Origin of the sequence: Rhodococcus sp. AD45-ID (assembly GCF_003023755.1) — a bacterium.
GTDB classification, from domain to species: Bacteria; Actinomycetota; Actinomycetes; order Mycobacteriales; family Mycobacteriaceae; genus Rhodococcus_F; species Rhodococcus_F globerula.
In genome coordinates, this window is the sequence record NZ_PYHL01000002.1 from 132,446 (window position 1) to 149,710 (window position 17,265).

Annotated in this window: 15 protein-coding genes and 1 tRNA gene; 8 read left to right on the forward strand and 8 right to left on the reverse strand. The window is 61.5% G+C overall.

Annotated features, from left to right (window positions below; all coding sequences use genetic code 11):
- Positions 1-43: 43 nt before the first annotated feature.
- On the forward strand, positions 44-1,120 hold the full coding sequence (mraY, locus tag C7T36_RS16775) for a phospho-N-acetylmuramoyl-pentapeptide-transferase (protein WP_033236072.1): 1,077 nt from the start codon (positions 44-46) through the stop codon (positions 1,118-1,120).
- Here the strand turns inward: mraY and C7T36_RS16780 are convergent.
- Positions 1,117-2,328, reverse strand: coding sequence for a multidrug effflux MFS transporter (locus C7T36_RS16780; protein ID WP_045071500.1), 1,212 nt, complete (start codon positions 2,326-2,328; stop codon positions 1,117-1,119). The two genes, mraY and C7T36_RS16780, sit on opposite strands and share 4 nt — an antisense overlap.
- A 75-nt stretch (positions 2,329-2,403) precedes the next feature.
- A complete protein-coding gene (locus C7T36_RS29855; RefSeq protein WP_045071352.1) occupies positions 2,404-3,669 on the reverse strand; it encodes a hypothetical protein in 1,266 nt (421 codons plus the stop codon).
- A 268-nt stretch (positions 3,670-3,937) separates the two neighbouring features.
- Between C7T36_RS29855 and C7T36_RS16800 the strand changes: the two genes are divergently transcribed.
- Positions 3,938-4,008, forward strand: a tRNA-Cys gene (locus tag C7T36_RS16800).
- A 575-nt stretch (positions 4,009-4,583) separates the two neighbouring features.
- Positions 4,584-5,423 carry an alpha/beta fold hydrolase gene (locus tag C7T36_RS16805; RefSeq protein WP_045071351.1) on the forward strand — a complete coding sequence of 280 codons (840 nt, stop codon included), beginning with the start codon at positions 4,584-4,586 and terminating at the stop codon, positions 5,421-5,423.
- A gap of 3 nt (positions 5,424-5,426) precedes the next feature.
- Here the strand turns inward: C7T36_RS16805 and C7T36_RS16810 are convergent, their stop codons facing one another.
- The 4 genes from C7T36_RS16810 to C7T36_RS16825 all read right to left on the reverse strand — a co-directional run bounded on the left by C7T36_RS16810 (position 5,427) and on the right by C7T36_RS16825 (position 10,011).
- Positions 5,427-6,803: an alpha/beta hydrolase domain-containing protein gene (locus C7T36_RS16810; RefSeq protein WP_052683657.1), complete on the reverse strand. Its 1,377-nt coding sequence runs from the start codon at positions 6,801-6,803 to the stop codon at positions 5,427-5,429.
- A gap of 108 nt (positions 6,804-6,911) precedes the next feature.
- Positions 6,912-8,051 (reverse strand): sulfotransferase, encoded by a 1,140-nt coding sequence (locus C7T36_RS16815; protein ID WP_045071349.1) that lies wholly within the window; start codon positions 8,049-8,051, stop codon positions 6,912-6,914.
- A 7-nt stretch (positions 8,052-8,058) separates the two neighbouring features.
- Complete coding sequence (locus C7T36_RS16820; RefSeq protein ID WP_033236077.1) at positions 8,059-8,841, reverse strand: SDR family oxidoreductase; 783 nt, start codon at positions 8,839-8,841, stop codon at positions 8,059-8,061.
- A 3-nt stretch (positions 8,842-8,844) separates the two neighbouring features.
- A complete protein-coding gene (locus C7T36_RS16825) occupies positions 8,845-10,011 on the reverse strand; it encodes a hypothetical protein (protein WP_033236078.1) in 1,167 nt (388 codons plus the stop codon).
- Positions 10,012-10,126: 115 nt separating this feature from the next.
- Here C7T36_RS16825 and C7T36_RS16830 point away from each other — a divergent pair, with 115 nt between their 5' ends.
- The 5 genes from C7T36_RS16830 to C7T36_RS16850 all read left to right on the forward strand — a co-directional run bounded on the left by C7T36_RS16830 (position 10,127) and on the right by C7T36_RS16850 (position 15,424).
- Positions 10,127-11,050, forward strand: a complete 924-nt coding sequence (locus C7T36_RS16830) for a helix-turn-helix domain-containing protein (protein WP_045071346.1) — start codon at positions 10,127-10,129, stop codon at positions 11,048-11,050.
- Between the two features lie 93 nt (positions 11,051-11,143).
- Positions 11,144-12,070, forward strand: a complete 927-nt coding sequence (cysD, locus tag C7T36_RS16835; protein WP_033236080.1) for a sulfate adenylyltransferase subunit CysD — start codon at positions 11,144-11,146, stop codon at positions 12,068-12,070.
- Complete coding sequence (cysC, locus tag C7T36_RS16840; RefSeq protein WP_045071343.1) at positions 12,070-13,914, forward strand: adenylyl-sulfate kinase; 1,845 nt, start codon at positions 12,070-12,072, stop codon at positions 13,912-13,914. The genes cysD and cysC overlap by 1 nt, the downstream gene beginning before the upstream one ends.
- Complete coding sequence (locus tag C7T36_RS16845; protein WP_045071341.1) at positions 13,911-15,056, forward strand: 3'(2'),5'-bisphosphate nucleotidase CysQ; 1,146 nt, start codon at positions 13,911-13,913, stop codon at positions 15,054-15,056. Before cysC ends, C7T36_RS16845 begins: the two co-directional genes overlap by 4 nt.
- Positions 15,053-15,424: a limonene-1,2-epoxide hydrolase family protein gene (locus C7T36_RS16850; RefSeq protein ID WP_045071338.1), complete on the forward strand. Its 372-nt coding sequence runs from the start codon at positions 15,053-15,055 to the stop codon at positions 15,422-15,424. The genes C7T36_RS16845 and C7T36_RS16850 overlap by 4 nt, the downstream gene beginning before the upstream one ends.
- Before the next feature lie 7 nt (positions 15,425-15,431).
- Here C7T36_RS16850 and C7T36_RS16855 read toward each other — a convergent pair whose 3' ends face one another.
- Both C7T36_RS16855 and C7T36_RS16860 read right to left on the reverse strand, forming a co-directional pair.
- On the reverse strand, positions 15,432-16,580 hold the full coding sequence (locus C7T36_RS16855; protein WP_033236084.1) for a N(5)-(carboxyethyl)ornithine synthase: 1,149 nt from the start codon (positions 16,578-16,580) through the stop codon (positions 15,432-15,434).
- A gap of 235 nt (positions 16,581-16,815) precedes the next feature.
- Complete coding sequence (locus C7T36_RS16860; RefSeq protein ID WP_033236085.1) at positions 16,816-17,193, reverse strand: MarR family winged helix-turn-helix transcriptional regulator; 378 nt, start codon at positions 17,191-17,193, stop codon at positions 16,816-16,818.
- Positions 17,194-17,265: the final 72 nt, after the last annotated feature.

The following is a 17,265-nucleotide window of genomic DNA, read 5'->3' on the forward strand; positions in this document are numbered from 1 at the left end:
CTGATTATGTGTCGCGGGCCGTCACATCTGTAGAGTCCTCCGAGTGATTTCAATCCTCGTCGCGGGTGGCGTCTCGTTGTTCGTCGCTCTGTTCTTGACGCCCTTCCTCATCCGGGTGTTGTCCAAACAGGGGCTCGGGCATGAGATCCGCATCGACGGTCCGCAGAGCCATCAGGGTAAGCGCGGTACGCCGTCCATGGGCGGCATCGCGATTATCGCGGGCATGTGGGCCGGGTACCTAGCTGCCCATGCCATCGGTTTCGGTTCGCGCCTGCCCAGATTGTCCGCGTCGGGATGGTTGGTGCTGGCGCTGGCAACATCGTTGGGCGTGGTCGGCTTCCTCGACGACTTCATCAAGATCCGCAAGAAACGCAACCTCGGATTGAACAAGACGGCGAAGACCGTCGGACAGTTGGCGAGCGCCATCATTTTCGGTGTGCTGTTTCTGCAGTTCTCCAACAGCAAGGGCGTAACGCCCGGCAGTCAATATCTCTCCCACGTTCGAGATATCTCGGTGTTCTCGATGGGAACCATCGGGTTCCTGATCTTCTTCTGCGTGCTTGTCTTTGCGTGGTCCAACGCCGTCAACTTCACCGACGGTCTCGACGGCCTCGCAGCCGGGTCGATGGGCATGATCCTGGGCACTTACGTTGTCATCGCAGGATGGCAGTACCGGAACTCCTGCGTCCTCGATCCTGTTGCCGGGTGCTACGACGTTCGCGACCCACTCGACCTTGCGATAGTTGCCGCAGCGGCGGGTGGGGCGTGCCTCGGGTTCCTGTGGTGGAACGCGGCGCCGGCTCAGATCTTCATGGGCGACACCGGTTCATTGGCACTCGGCGGTTTGGTTGTCGGTCTTTCGGTCACCACACACACCGAACTACTGATGGTCATCATCGGCGCCCTGTTCGTGGCCGAGATCCTGTCGGTGATCATCCAGGTGCTTGTGTTCCGATCGTCCGGCCGACGCGTATTCAAGATGGCCCCGATACATCATCACTTCGAGTTACTCGGTTGGCCCGAGACGGTGGTGATCGCTCGCTTCTGGATTTTCGTGGCCATTTCCTGCGTGATCGGACTGGCGACCTTCTACAGCGAGTGGTTTGCGGCTGCCGGCTAGACCTGAGCCGTGCGGCTTGTCGCCACCAGAGCGATCAATCCCACGGAAACACAGGCCGTCATCGTGACGGCGAGCGCAGTACTGGTATTTCCGAGCAGTCCGACAGCCGGGGCGATGGCAGCGCCCACACCGAACTGGAACGCGCCCAGCATCGCGGCAGCCGTTCCGGCTGCTTCTCCGTGACGGGAGAGTGCCAGTGCCGGGGCGTTCGGTAGAACAAATCCCACCGCGCCGAGCATGACCCACAGCGCGATCACAAATCCGATCAGGCCGCCAAGGTCGAGCGCCGCGACCACGATGACCACGACTCCAGAGGCAACTGCAGTGACAAGCGCAGACCGGGTGATCTGCTGCGGCGTCCAGCGATCCAGCAGACGGACGTTGACCTGTGACGCGCCGATCAGTGCAATGGCGCCGGCGCTGAACAGCAGTGCAAACTCCTGCTGATTGAGGCCGTACTGGTCCTGATAGACAAACGAGGCACCGGAAACGTACGCGAACAGAGACGCCATACCGACGCTGGAGACCAGCGTCAGGACCATGAAGGTGCGGTCACGGAGAAGCGATCCGTACATCTGGAGAACTGATCGCACGCCGCTGGCGCGCCGCTTCTCGCGGGGCAGAGTCTCCGGAATCCCGAAAGCGCCGATCATGGCCGTGCCGACACCGATCAATGCAAGGACAACAAAGATCCCGCGCCAATCGAGCGCGACCAACAGTGCGCCGCCGATGCTGGGGGCCAGAATCGGCGCGACGCCGAGAACAAGCATCAGCCGACTCATGACGACGGCTACGGTATTGCCGCTGTACAGATCGCGCACGATCGCCATCGTGACCACAGCGGCAGCGGCTGCGCCCATGCCCTGGAATACCCGCAGAATGCCGAGAACAGCAATCGTGGGCGCAAATACGGCCAGCAACGACGCGACGATGTGCACGCCGATGCCGGCGAGTAGGGGCTTCTTACGGCCGAGAGTGTCCGAGAGCGGGCCGACGAGCAATTGCCCGAGGGCCAGTCCGATCAACGTTCCCGTGATCGTCAGCTGGACCGTCGACGACGAGGTGCCGAGGTCGTCGGCGATATCCGGCAACGCCGGTAGATACATGTCGATGGTGAAGGGGCCGAGCGCCGTCATGGATCCGAGAGCAAGGATCTTTCCGATGCTCGGCTTGCGTTCAACCGTTGTCGGCGAAGCAGCGGGATCCACGGGTGGTGCGGTGGCGGTCTTCTCGGCAGTCACGAAGCAAGTCAGCAACAGGACGGTCCGATTTGTTCCCGTCGGTCAGGGAAGTGTTCGGAAGGACCCCGACCCGACGATCTCGTCATCGGCTTCCACGGTGTAGTTGTACGTCGTATCCGGGGCGAGACTGGAGACGATGCTCAGCGTCCGCAGACCGGTACGCGTTGTGTAGTTGTACACGTAGAACGGGCCTTGGGTGGCTGTGACCCGGAACGTAGTCCGACTGGTTCCGGCAGGAATAGTGACGACTAGATTTGCGCCGATCCTCGTCGGAGTCAGCGTGTAGTTCCACACCGCCGGTGGTGGCGTTGTCGTAGTCGTAGCGACCGGCGTTGTTGTAGTCGTGACCGGCGCCGTTGTCGTGGTGATCGGGGGAGGGCTGGTTGTTGTTGCTGGGGTGGTTGTTGTCGGCTGGGTCGCAGTCGGCTCGGGGGTAGCGGCGACGGTGGTTGTGGGAACCTGATTGTTCGGGGCGTGATCGTCCAGGTGACGCGCGAGAACCGTGCCGAATGTGCCGGAGAGGTTGTGGCCGAGGCCGGCGGGAGACTCGAGATCCGTCGTAAAGCCCTGTGCCGAATACCAAGCCGACCCCTTCTGGGCGTCGAGCACGGCGTTGTAACCGTCGCTGACGTTAGTGCCGTTGTCGGCGGCCCCGGTGTACCAATGCATGGGAAGGTCGGCGATCAGGCCGCCGGCAAAGGGCTGCGCCGAGACGCGTGGCACGCCGCCGCCGCCGAAGACCACAGTGCCGCCGCCGTCGATCTTGCTCGAGTACTTCGGTAGGAAGAATTGAGTGATGAACTGGGAGCCCCCGCTGTAGCCGACGAGCCAGATGTCCTCGGTGTCGATGTTGTAGCCCGTTTCGAGAGTGTCGAGCAGGTTTGCGACAAAGTCTGCGTTTGCGCTCCCGTTTTCCCACCACGTAATTTCGCCGGCAGAGTCCGGGGTGCGCACGGGGACGGTGATGTAACCCCGTGAGCGGGCTTGTGCCACGATGCCCGACGGGCCGCCGAGGCTGTACGACGAGGTGGGGTTCGCGAATTCGTACGCCCCGTCTCCGTGGAACTGCAGCACCAAGCCGGCGGCATGGTCTTGGGGAATGCCCGCGGCGTACACGTGGTATTTCGACGAAAGACCGTTCGACGCGGTGAACGGCTGGAAGGTCCGGTCCGAATAGGCCATGCCGGTGCCGTTGGTGCTCTCGGCCGAGGCGATAGGTGGTGCAACGACGATCGCAACGAGACCGGTCAATGTGGCCAGTGCAGCTGCGGCCAGGGCAGTCGCGGCCGTAAGTCGTGCTCGGGGCATCGGTGCTGCCTTTCGTCTCGGGGGCATGGCGTAACTTGCGTCACTCCAGCCCCGAGTGAACCATGCCTGTTCTGGTACGGCACAGTCGGTATTTCCCAAGCGAGTACCCCTCCTTTGGCGGTCAGTAACCCAGCAAAGAGGGGGCTAAGCCCCCGTGTGCCTTTCTGGTAGTGCCCGCTACCGGAAAGGCACACAGGGGCGTAGCCCGAATCACGCTGATCAAAACTGTGGTTCGGCGGCGGCATCGAGGGCATAGTTACTTCATGACGCGGGTGTGGCCGAGTGGCTAGGCACCGGCCTGCAAAGCCGTTCACGTGGGTTCGAATCCCGCCATCCGCTCAAATGACAAGCGGGGCCGACAAAAGTCGGCCCCGCTTGTTTCTCGCCGACCATCTGGCGAGTGTTCTGCAACGATCAGCTGTTCACCGGAATAAGCTTCAAGGCCTTCTGGATCGCTGCAAGGACGTCGATGACTGTGCTGAGCGTGCTGATGGAACCCACGAATGTCCTCCGAGTGTTGAAGTGCTCGGCGTTGTGCCGTGCAGGAGAAAGTTAGCAAGCCTGACGGCTTTTTGGGCGGTTTGCCGCTTTCGGAAGAATGAAATCTGGGTCAACATACAAAAACTGGCCGGACTCCCCGAAGGCCGGCCAGTTTTTTGTGAAGCGTGGTGATCAGCTGAAGGCGGACACCGCGGTGAAGAAGGCGATGGCAGCGGCACCGAGCTTGAAAACCTTGGTGATGTCATCGAGGGTGACGCCTTCGGGCAATACGTCTTCAACAGACTGCATGTCGTAAGTCCTTACGTTTGTGGGAACTGTGGTCCAGTACCGCTGCAAGCAAGATACCTAACGTCACGCTTCTGTGGACGGTGGACTGGGTCACAAATGCAACGAATTGCACTTAAAGTCGTGTTATGACGCGCCCGGTGCCGAGATTACGAAGGTACACACGCTCTGGATTGTCGTTTGACGTCCGCGATGAAGGCCCACTCGACGGGCCGGTAGTTGTCCTACTTCACGGATTTCCGCAGGATTCGACGTCCTGGGATGGGCTGGTGCCGTTGCTCCATGCCCGGGGCTATCGGACGCTCGCGCCGGATCAACGTGGATATTCGCCGGAGGCCCGGCCGAGCGCTCGGAGTGCGTATCGCCGCAGCGAGCTTGCCGCCGACACTGTTGCCCTGATCGACGCAGCCGGCGCCGCCCCGGTGCACCTGGTCGGCCACGACTGGGGAGCCGCAGTGGCTTGGCAGGTCGCGGCCGAGCGCCCGGACTTGATCCGCACCTTGACGGCGTTGTCGGTTCCGCATCCTGCGGCGTTTGTCCGAGCATTGCTGACCAGCAGTCAAGCCCTGCGATCCTGGTACATGCTTGCCTTCCAGCTGCCGATCCTTCCGGAATGGATACTGCGCCGAACCGCTGACACAATCCTGGTCAGGAGCGGGCAGAGCCTCGAGTGCGCCCGCCGTGATCGGGACGCGCTGGCCATGCCGGGACGTCTACGCGGTGGCCTGAATTGGTACCGTGCATTGGCGTTCAGCAGTCCGAGCGCGGGTTCCGGACGCATCAACGTGCCGACCCTGCACATCTGGAGCGACGGCGACATCGTGCTCGGGAGAAAGGGAGCCGAACTCACGACGCGATACGTGGACGGCCCGTACCGATTCGAAGTTCTTCGCGACGTGAGCCACTGGATACCCGACGAGGCACCGCAGCAACTGGACCGGTTGCTCGCAGAGCACCTGCAGAAGTGACCGCTAGCGGCCGACGTCGGATCCCTGAGCGTCGGCGATCAGAATCGCAGCGTCCTCGGGGAGCAGGAAACCGCTGTCGACGGCACGCCGAGCGGCGTCGGAGAAGGCGGTGACGTACACGTCGTGGCTTGGGTAGAGCTCAGTGAGTGTCGCCGCGTCGAAGGTGATGGTTGCGCCGTTATGCGGCACATGGGTCAGTTCGCCCGTCAACGTGGCAATCGGGACGTCGAGTTGAGGAGTGCGCACGCCGCCGGTCGCGTTGCCGTGCCGGTCTCGCAGCACCGCATTGTCGGCAGTATCGATGACGGGTGCTGATGTGGGTGCCGCGCCGCCCGCAGCCCACTGACGCAGCCCGCGCAAAGCGGCGTTGGCGACGTAGCGCTGCGGCCCGTCGTTGACGATCGGGAACAGGGCTGCCAGATCCCTGATGTCGGAGAACTGCCGAACATATTGTGGATGAAGGATTTTCAGAGAATAGGCGTCGGAGTGCGCTGTGCCGGCGATTTCCCAGGTTCGGATCAAGTCGGTGTCGGGCTGACGGGCCGCGACAAAACTGGTGGGTCCTGGTCCACCGCACAGTTCGAAAAGCTCGGTCTCGGTGATCAACTGGAAAACCGGAACGTCTAGATCCGTGCGCACGCGGGCAGGCGCCGGATCCATGAGCATCATGCCGTCGCCGAGCGGAGCTCCGATACCTCCACGCGCGTGAATGATCATGCCGTCGAAGACTCGTGCATGAGAATGAACGGCGTTGGCGTAGGTCAGCATGCGGAAACCTGACTGTGACTGCCCGGCTGCGAGCAGTTGTGTCGGAATCAGGCCGCCAAGCGGATCGACATCGCCGGGCGCACGTAGGGCAGCGCCGACCTGAGAAAAGATGTCGTAGGAGTAATGGTCACCGGGGTGATCAAGTGCGCCGTATCGCTCGGGATCCCAGGTGAGAAGGCCCACGACCCCGTCTCCGAGGCCGCTGCCTCCGGTGCTGGTGATTCCGGCAGCCTGCGCGGAAACACCCACCCACGCATACCCTCTCGTGATCTCCTCGTTCATGTGTCCGAAGTCGACATCGATATCGGTGTTGCCACTGACATTGAGCCACTCGACAACCACGGTTCCGTTGAACCGACTGGGGTCGGTAGGTGTGCGTACCAGGATCCGGGTGGTAAACCGTGCGGTGGGTCCTTCCGTTACCGACCACTGACCGTCGGACGCCCAGTCTTCTGCGGCGACGTACGACACGGCGTCGCCGCTGACAAAAAACTCTCGTTCGACGTACCCTGCCGCCGCGATATCCAACGATGTCGACGTACCGGGGAACCCGTGGGATCCGCCGCCGATCGGTCCGGAAACAAGTGCAGATCGGTTGAGATGCAGAGTCATCGCGAGCGGGCCCTCCGGTTTTCGGCTACAACCGACGAGTTCGGTTCTCGCGGATGATCACACAGTGGAGGGCCCGTCGCCGAGACTTTTCCCGATGAGCGGGACGCGTCAGCGCGCCCCGAATCGCTCCTCGACTTGCTCGGCATTCAGGCCGAACTCCTCCAGGGTGTACTTGTGTGCAGGTTTGCGTGCACCGGAACGACTTTCGTCATGCATTGCCTCCATCGACTGTTGTGCGGTGGAGGTCAACGGAAGGTCGAAGTGGGTGTAGATGTTCTCGACGGTGGCGAGTGGATCGGCAACAAAATCCTGGTAGTCGACGTCGATGAATTGGGCGGGATTGTGGTGGGCCCGTGCCGCGTCGAATTGTTCGAGCCCTCGGGCCCATAATTCGAGCTGGCTCTCGCCGATCACCTTGTCGGTGAACGTGTTCGACCACCCCTCGGTGGCTTGCGCAGCGAGGCTGCAGACCGACGGAATGATTGTCGTGGGGGAGCGGTGGGTCTGGACGATCAAGGCGTCCGGGTACACAGCCATCAGTTCGTCGAGTGCAAACAGGTGACTGGGGTTCTTGAGCACCCATCGGCGTTCCTGATCCGGGAGTCCGATCAGCTGCAAGTTCTTCTTGTGGCGCGCATAGGCATTGGACCATTCCTGGCCCTTCAGCCAATTCGAGTACGTGGGTAGGTTGGCAAGGCACTCGTACGAGACGGACTTGAAGGTCTGCCGGAGCAGTTGCCAGCATTCTTCGACTTCGCTGGCGGACATGTAGTGCACACCCATGAACTCGGGGTGTTCGACGTGGTGTTGGCCGAACGTCTCCTCGATCTTGGCGAACACCGGGTTCGATGCCCACGTATCGCGTGGTGGGCGCGGCTGCGGAAACTCCGTCAGCCACATTTCGAGACCCTGATGCGCGGGGTCGACCGTCAAGAGTCGGTGCAGCGCGGTGGTTCCGGTGCGGGGCAACCCGGTGACAAAAATCGGGCGTTCGATCTTGACCTCGGCGTGCTCCGGATGCTGCTTCCACGCAGATTCACTGAGGAGGCGGGCAACAAGTGCACCGCGGAGGAAAACGCGAGAGATTTTGCTGCCGAACGGAGTCAGGTCCTCGTCGCGGTCGTACGACTCGAGGAGAACCGACAGAGCTTCGGTGTAATCGTCGACGCCGAAATCGGTGAGCCCCGTCATCTTGGTTGCGGATGCATGAAGATCTTCGACGGTTCCGACGTGTGTGCGCTCAGCCATGATGCTCCTAGTGATGGAATTCGCCGCAGTTGACGTCGATACATTGACCGGTGATGGCGCTGGCCATCGGCGACGCGAGGAAAATTGCCGCGTCGGCAACCTCGTCGGTGGTGGGTAGGCGCTTCAAATCGGTGTTGGCCGCGGTGTGCTCGTAGATCTGCTCGACGGTCATACCGAACTTCTCGGCTTGATGGGCGAAGTAACCTTTGAGGGTGTCACCCCAGATGTATCCGGGTGCAATCGAATTGACGCGGATTCCCTGTGGGCCGAGTTCGGTAGCCAAGGACTGAGACATCGCGAGCAGTGCCGACTTTGCCATCTTGTAGCTGCCGTACCGCTCTTGAGAGTGTCGCAGAACCATCGAGTTGATGTTCACTACCGAGCCCGTCGACTCCGCCAGCGGCGCTGTGAAGAGTTGGGTCAGTCGAAGTGCGCCGAGAACGGTGAGTTCGATGCTGTCGCGGATGTGCTGATAGTCGGTGCGCGCCAACGGCTTCATCGACGGCACGGAAAAGGCGTTGTTGATCAGCGTGTCGACTTTGCCGTAGGCGGAGAGGGATTCGGCCACCAGGTTTTCGGCGGACGCCTGATCGGTGATGTCGGTGGCGACGGTGACAGCGCGTCCACCCGCGTCGACTATCTCCTTGGCAACGTCGTCCAATCGTGACTGCGTGCGCGCTGCGAGAACAAGATTCGCACCCGCCGAGGCGCAGCGTAGTGCCAGAGCACGGCCCAGTGCCGGGCCGACTCCGGAAATGACAACTACTCGGTCCTTCAGTAATTCGGTCATCTGTTACCCCAGCATTCGATTGTCGATGGCGGCCTGGCGCTGAGCGATTCGCTCTGCCCATTCATCGGTAGTGATGGCGTTGGTGTCGAAATGTGGTAGGTGTTTCGGAATATCCTCAACGGCAACGATTTCGACGGTGGGACCGTCCTCGGGTGTCAGTTCACGCGAGACCCGCTGCCAGCGGAACTGCAGGATCCCGCGCGGGTGGCCGACAGTTTCGACCCAGTTGGTGACGCCGGGATTCTTCTCGCTCACCACCATTCGGATCTTGCCGTCCGGGTCTACCTGAGCCTGGCCGTTGTTGAGTGACGTTTGGTGATTGATGTAGTCGAGCGAGATGTACCACAGGCTGCCGAGTTGGAAGCCCTGATACGGCGCATCCGAGGCCGGAACGGTGATGATCATGGCCTGATCGTCGGTGAGTTCGTAGTGCCCCACCGAGGAGTACTGTGTGGCAAGACCACCCGGGGTCAGGCGAGGTTCGGTCATCGTGTTGACCGGGAGCTTCAGGTAGAACCACTCCGGGAACTGAAGCCACGTCTTGACCCGCGTGACCAGTGCTTTCCCGGCCCGCGCAAAACGCTTTTCGGTTTCCTCGGCGGTGAGCGGCGCGGGCGCCGTGCCGATCGAATCCGTCCGCTCGATCCGGATTACTCCGCGTTCCTGGCTCCAGTCGCTGTACACCTCTCGCGCGACGAGCTGTGACGATCCCGGTGCAAGTGTGTAGTAATTGGCGCGGCCATCGGCCGGTCCGGGGCCGAACCATACGACAAAACTGCCGTCGTCGGCGATCTCGAGTTCGCGGTCGTCGAACGCAATTTCGCTACCGGGCACGTTCGAGTTGGTGTAGTTGCCGCTCAGGACCTGGAAGCTGAGATCGGCTGTGGTGCCGCGCTTTCCCGTGACCTTGTATTCCTGATCGTCGTTGATGCGGGCGCCGAAGTACATGGTGTCGGGGTTGTCGAGCCCCATTTTCGTGAAGGGTCCGGTTCCCTGGATGAAACTGGGGTGGGTTTTCTCGGCGGCCCAAGCTGCGTGCATCGTGGCGATAATTCCACCCGCCAGGTACTGGTAGCCCTCGAGCAGGTCTTGTTCGGATCTGATGTGCGGGGCCGTCTCGATGAGTTTTTCGGCCTCGGCGATGGCCTGGGCAAACGGGTCCGTCAGCACGCTGGCTCCTCACAGTTCCGGCAGTCTTGCCGGCCCAGAGCGTCGTGGTACAAATATGTACCTATGGGGTAGATCTTGGTATTCTGACAATAGAACGCGTTCTAGGGAGTGGTCAATGGCTGAATTCGAGAAGCCGCATTCGGCGGGCCGTCAGTCTCCACCCACTGAACGCGTCGTGCAGGTGCTCGACTACCTGGTGGCGCGTCCCGACCAGCGTTTCGGGTTGTCCGAACTTGCCAGGACGCTCGAGATCAGTAAGCCGACCGCGCTGGGAATCCTGACGGTGTTGGCGGATCGTGGATATCTGACGCGCGACGACGCCGTGAAGACCTACGGGCTGGGTCCGGCGCTGATCGCGGCGGGCCGGGCGGCGCAACGTGGATTTGCCGTCGGCCCGATTGCCCGGGCTCAGCTGGAGAAACTGAGCGCTGAATTCGATACGACCTGCACTGCGTCGGCGGTGGTCGGCGACCGGATCAGCGTTCTCGAAGTCACGGGGCCGGAAGGTATACGGAAAGCGGCAAAGGTCGGTCAGGTGTATCCGTTCGCTCCGCCGGTCGGATTGATGTACGTGCTGTGGGGAAGCGATCATGATCTCGAGAGTTGGCTGGCGCGGGAGCCGAGCCTTCCGGTGCGCCTCGATCGGGATCGGTTGTTGACTGTGGTGCGCGACTGTCGTGACGCGGGATATCTCGTGGAGAGTCTCGATCCGATCGGTCAACGCCTGCATACGTTGATGGCAGGTGTTGTGACACATGATCTTCCGTCCGAGGTGCGGGAATTGCTCGGCGAAATGGTGTCGAGTCTGGGGGAGCGGGTCTATCTCGGGCGAGACATCAGCTCGGACGACGAGCATCCTGTTTCGTTGATCGCGGCTCCCACTTACGACGCCGAGGGTCATCAGGCGTTGGTGTTGACGCTCTATGTTGGCGGCTCGATTACGCGTTCCGAGATCGAACGACGCGCAACGGTGTTGGTGGCGGCTGCCGATGCCGTGACTGCGGAGGTGGGTGGGCGGGCTCCGGTTCGCAGTCATTGACCGCTAGGTAGAACGAGTTCTATTCTGTGAATGCGTTCATTCTCGAACCAGTCCGGTACAAAAATGTACCGGCACCGAGTAGGAGCTGAAGCGATGCCAGCACTCCAGACCCCGCCCGCTTACGAGCTGTCCCACCTACGGGCGCTCGAGGCCGAGGCAGTCCACGTATTCCGGGAAGTTGCCGCGACTTTCGAAAAGCCGGTGCTTCTGTTCTCCGGTGGCAAGGATTCCGTGGTGATGCTGCATGTCGCGGCCAAGGCCTTCTGGCCGGCGCCGTTGCCGTTTGCCGTCATGCATGTCGACACCGGGCACAACTTCGACGAAGTAATCGAGTTTCGTGATCGAACCGTGGACCGGTTCGGATTGCGCATGGTGATCGCCAGCGTGCAGGACGACATCGACGCAGGCCGGGTCAGCGAGGAAACCGGCGTCGGGGCGAGTCGCAATCGTCTGCAAACTCACGCACTGCTCCGCGGTATTCGGGACGGGAAGTTCGACGCCGTATTCGGTGGGGCTCGCCGGGACGAAGAGAAGGCGCGAGCAAAAGAACGAGTGTTCAGTTTCCGGGACGAATTCGGCCAATGGGATCCCAAGATGCAGCGACCGGAACTGTGGAACCTGTACAACGGCAAACATCGTAAGGGCGAACATATTCGGATCTTCCCGCTCTCCAACTGGACCGAACTCGACATCTGGCAGTACATCGAGAGCGAGATGATCAATCTTCCGGAGATCTACTACGCCCACCGAAGGCAGGTAGTGCCGCGGGACGGAATGCTGTTGGCGCGCACACGATTCCTCGAACTGCAGCCGGGGGAGGAATCGTACGAAGCGTTGGTGCGTTTCCGGACTGTTGGCGACGCCACCTGTACAGGGTGTGTGGAGTCGTCCGCCGAAACGGCCGCCGCCGTCGTCGAAGAAGTGGCCGCGAGCCGGATCACCGAACGCGGAGCAACCCGGGCGGACGACCGAATCTCCGAGGCCGGCATGGAAGATCGAAAGAAAGAGGGGTACTTCTGATGCCGCAACTCCTCCGAGTCGCGACCGCGGGCAGCGTCGACGACGGTAAGTCGACGCTCATCGGCCGATTGCTCTACGACTCCAAATCGATCTTCGAAGATCAACTCGAAGCGGTCGAACGCAGCAGTCGTGAACGCGGTGACGAGTACGCCAACCTCGCACTGCTCACCGACGGATTGCGCGCCGAGCGCGAGCAGGGCATCACTATCGATGTGGCACACCGATATTTTGCCACTCCGCATCGCAAGTTCATCATCGCGGATACGCCCGGGCATGAGCAGTACACCCGGAACATGGTCACCGGTGCGTCGACAGCCGACCTCGCCCTGATCCTGGTCGACGCGCGCAAAGGTGTGCTCGAGCAAACACGTCGGCATGCGTTTCTGTCGACTCTCTTGGGGATTCCGCACCTCGTGCTGTGCGTGAACAAGATGGACCTGGTGGGGTGGTCGCAGGACCGGTTCGAGGAGATCAAGGAAGAGTTCCGGCAGTTCGCGATCAAGCTCGACGTCCACGATCTGTCCTTCATCCCCGTATCGGCGCTGTTGGGGGACAACATCGTTGCGCGTACCGAGAACATGTCCTGGTACGACGGTCCGTCGCTGCTACACCATCTCGAGCAGGTGCACATCGCGTCGGATCGCAATCTCATCGATGCGCGATTCCCGGTGCAGTACGTCATCCGTCCGCAGCAGCAGACCGACGCAGATCTTCACGACTTCCGTGGATACGCCGGGACAGTAGCCAGTGGAGTCTTCAAGCCAGGCGACGAAGTAGTAGTTCTCCCTTCGGGTTTCACGTCGACGGTCAAGGCTGTTCACGGACCGGGCGGAACGGTGATAACCGAAGCTTTCGCGCCGTCCGCCGTCTGCATCGAACTGAGCGAGCATCTCGACGTCAGTCGCGGAGACCAACTGTGTCGGATCAACAACCGGCCACAGGTAGGCCAGGAGATCGACGCAATGATCTGTTGGCTCACCGACCAAACCACACTGTCGGAGAACAACCGGTACTCGTTGCTGCACACCACTCGTTCGACCAAGGCACAGATTGTGCGCCTCGACTACCGCCTCGATGTCAATACACTGCACCGCGACGAGAACGCGGAGGCGCTGTCCCTCAACGAGATCGGGCGCATCGCCATCAAAACGCAGCAGCCGCTGATGTTCGATCCCTACCGTCGTAATCGCGTCACCGGCAGCTTCATCCTCGTGGACGAGATCACCGGAAATACCGTCGCAGCGGGAATGATCAACGGCCCGACGCTCAAGGATTCACACGTCGTCTGGCACAGCTCCGAAGTCTCCCGAGAGGAGCGCGCGACAGCAGGCGCCACCGTGTGGCTTACCGGCCTCTCGGCTTCCGGGAAATCCACGATCGCAGTGGAACTCGAACGCAGGCTGGTTGCGGCAGGTACCCCCGCCTACCGACTCGACGGGGACAACCTTCGACATGGACTCAATGCCGATTTGGGATTCAGTGCACAGGACCGCGCCGAGAACGTGAGGCGGGTGGGATCGGTGGCGCAGTTGTTCGCCGATTCCGGCGCAGTCGCCGTGGCCTGTCTGATCAGTCCGTACCGAGAGGATCGGGACCGCGTCCGCGCTGCTCACAAAGCTGCAGGTCTGCGTTTTGTCGAGGTGTATGTCGATACTCCGATCGAGCAGTGCGAGGCGCGGGATCCCAAAGGCATGTACGCAAAGGCGCGGGCGGGGGAGATTACGGGCTTCACCGGCGTCGACGATCCCTACGAGGTCCCTGAACACGCCGAACTGGTAATTCGACCCGAAGACGGAACGCCTGCCGAACTGGCACAGCGAATTATGGAAGTGTTGGCCAGGTGAGCGAACCAACGCACAGCCGAACTGCCGACGCCGAGTTGGCGACGCACTTGGCAGAAGCCGCCGGAGCGATCCTTCTCGGTATTCGAGCGGAGGGTCTCGGCGCCGGTGACGGCCGGGAATTGGGCCGGCGCGGGGACAAAGCGGCCGACGTCTTCATCCTCGACCAGTTGGCCGAGGCCCGTCCAGATGACGCAGTCCTTTCCGAAGAATCCGCCGACGATCGCACCAGGCTCGAAGCCTCGCGCGTGTGGATCATCGACCCTCTCGACGGATCCAAGGAATACGGGATGCCCGCTCGCTCCGATTGGGCTGTGCACGTCGCGCTCTGGGAACGCGGACATGGCATAACTGCGGCGGCGGTGTCGCAACCAGCGCTCGGGCAGGTGTACTCGAGTAACGACGCAGTGGCGGATGCACCGGCCAACCAGCCACTTCGTATTGTTGTCAGCGGCTCGCGCCCGCCCGCGTTCACCGATGCGGTGGCGGCGGAGCTTGGCGCAGAGGTTGTGCACATGGGCTCGGCTGGTGCCAAGGCGATGGCCGTCGTGCGCGGCGACGTCGACGCCTACCTGCATGCCGGTGGGCAGTGGGAATGGGATTCGGCTGCACCCGTCGGTGTAGCCCAGGCTGCGGGGCTGCACTGCAGCCGCATCGACGGTTCGCCGTTGTTGTACAACGAATCTCATCCGTATCTGCCGGACCTGGTGGTCTGCCGACCAGAGCTGGCCGAGTCGATTCTGCGTGCAATTGCCAAGCACTCCACGGAGTCTGCCGTCAGCGGACGCGTTGCGATGGCGCGGGAGTACGTGAACGCGTTGCTCACTCACGACGCAACCAAGGTCCGTTTTGCCGCCGACGCGTGGCGCGTGGAGAACGGTCAACGAACCGGTGACACCGGCGCTTTCATCAGCAATGAACTCGAACAGGGGCAGCAGTACCGCGGAATTGTCGCCATACGTGAACTCGCGCTGCGTGAGTGGGGCGAAAGCGTCGTAGCGCGGTATCTGATGGACCTCGGAACCCCGGGCCAAGCGCCTGCTGTCACGGTGTTCATCACCGAGTACTTCGGAATACCGGCAGGGGAGATCGAAAGCATCATGGCAATTATCGAACCGCACCCGAAAAAGGATGACGCACAATGACACCCGACACTTTGGTCACCGAATTCTGCAAGGAATGGGCCGACGCGGACATCGCGAAGATCGTCGACTACTTCACCGATGACATCGTCTACCACAATATTCCGATGGAACCCGTGGTCGGGCGCGAGGCCGTCCGGACATTCATCGAGCAGTTTGTGGGTGCCTTCGGCAACATCGACTTTCAGACCAAGCGTCAGGTCTCAGGCGGTGACGTAGTCATGAACGAGCGCATCGACGTCTTCAGCATCAACGGCGCGGAGGTAGCGCTACCGGTGATGGGCGTGTTCGAAGTCCGTGACGGGAGAATCAGCGCCTGGCGCGACTACTTCGACATGGCGCCGATCACGGCGGCAGCCGGCCAGGGCTGATTGTTCACTACGCCAGAATCGGGTGTGGGTAGTCCGGTGAGCGGTGCTGGAATCGGGTGATGGCCGGATTCACGATGACGCCGTCACGGATTTCGATGGCCCGATCCAAGGTCTCGTCTGCTTTCCACGCCGTCTCGCCCGCCATGACGGCAGGTAGGTAGGGGAGAAGTGATTCGCTGATCTCCCACGATGCGGAGTTCCACAGGTACGACGGGCTGTGATCGACGCCGTAGTAGGTGATGTTGTCACCGACGATGAAGGTCGGCTCCGCGAACGAGGTGGGGCGAGCCCAGCTGAATCCCATTCCTTCGTCGCACGAGACGTCGACGATGAGGCTGCCGGGCTGAAAGTTCACGAGGTCTTCCTCGGTGAGGAACGTCAGCGGTGTATCCGTGTTCTGCAGTACACAATTGACGACGATGTCGTGCTCGGCGAGGAAACCGGGAACCGGCACGCTGTGATTGTCGATCATCACGTGACTGCCGCGAACATCACCGTTGTTGTTGTCGAAAGAGACCATCCGAGCCGAGTGGATGGGGGAGCTGACGGCGGTGACGCCGCGTTGGGTCAGCACGTCGACTTCATGGATACCATGCGCCTTGAGTGCCGTGACGGCGCCGCGGGCGGTGGCACCGAAACCGATGACGGCAGCGGTGAGGCGTCGCCCGTAGTCGCCGGTGGAACCGATCAACTGCAAGGCATGGAGAACCGAGCTGTAGCCCGCCAACTCGTTATTCTTGTGGAAGACATGCAAATTGAAGGATCCGTCGCTGTGCCAGTGGTTCATGGCCTCGAAAGCGATGAGAGTCAGCTTCTTGTCGATCGCGATCTGGGTCAGTTCGGTGTCCTGCACGCAGTGCGGCCAGCCCCAGAGCACCTGGCCGGTGCGGAGTTCGGCGAGGTCGGCCGCCAACGGTTTCGGTAGGAGAACCACATCGGTTTCCGCCAAAATTTCCTTGCGCGTGCGGATTCCGGCCACCAGGCCTGAGAGGGTGTCGTCTGAGTACCCGAAGGCATGGCCGTAGCCCTCTTCGAGGTAGATGCGCGAGCGAAGTTCAGCGTCGATCCGATCGAAATGGGCAGGGTGGATCGGCAACCGGCGTTCTGCCGGTTTGCTCGACTGTCCGATGACTCCAAGGGTGCGTACGTTGTTCAATTGTGTATCTCTCGATAGGAGCAGGTAGAGATGTCAGGCAGGAGCCTGAGGGAAGAGCAGAAGCCGCAGGAACGCTGGCAGAATGCCTGGACCAGGACCGCCTGAGGGCGTGCTGGGTGCGCTGCTGTCGATCGCCGACGGCGTCAGAAAAGCGCGTCGGTACCAGGCCAGTCTAGCCGTGTTCGTTGATCGCCCGGGGTTCGGGCATGCGACGGTACGGTCGAGTGAGTAAGGGCTATTGCGCGCGCAGGTGTGAATTCAGCACGGCCAGTTGAATTTTGCTGGCATCCGAGTGGACTTCGCGCCCTTTGTCGGTGACGTCGATGAAGACTCCGCGCCGGTCGGCCTCGCACAGCGCTCGTTGAACCAGTCCGGCCTTCTCGAGACGGGCGACGCTGCGGGAGAGCGCACTGGGACTCAGGTACATCTCCGAGGCCAGATCCTGCATCCGTGGACGCTCACACGAGGTGTCCATGAGTCGGTCGAGAGCCTCGAAGTCGCTCATGCTCAGGCCATGCGCAGACTGCATCTGGCGATCGAGTTCGCATGCGATGTCGTTGTAGCTGGTCGACAGCGAGCGCCAGGTGTTGCGCAATTCGGATTCCGACGTCACGACCGCATTCTAGTTGAAGACTCGATTACGTGCAATTGCATTAAATGCTTGTGCATTAAGTGCATGTGCATC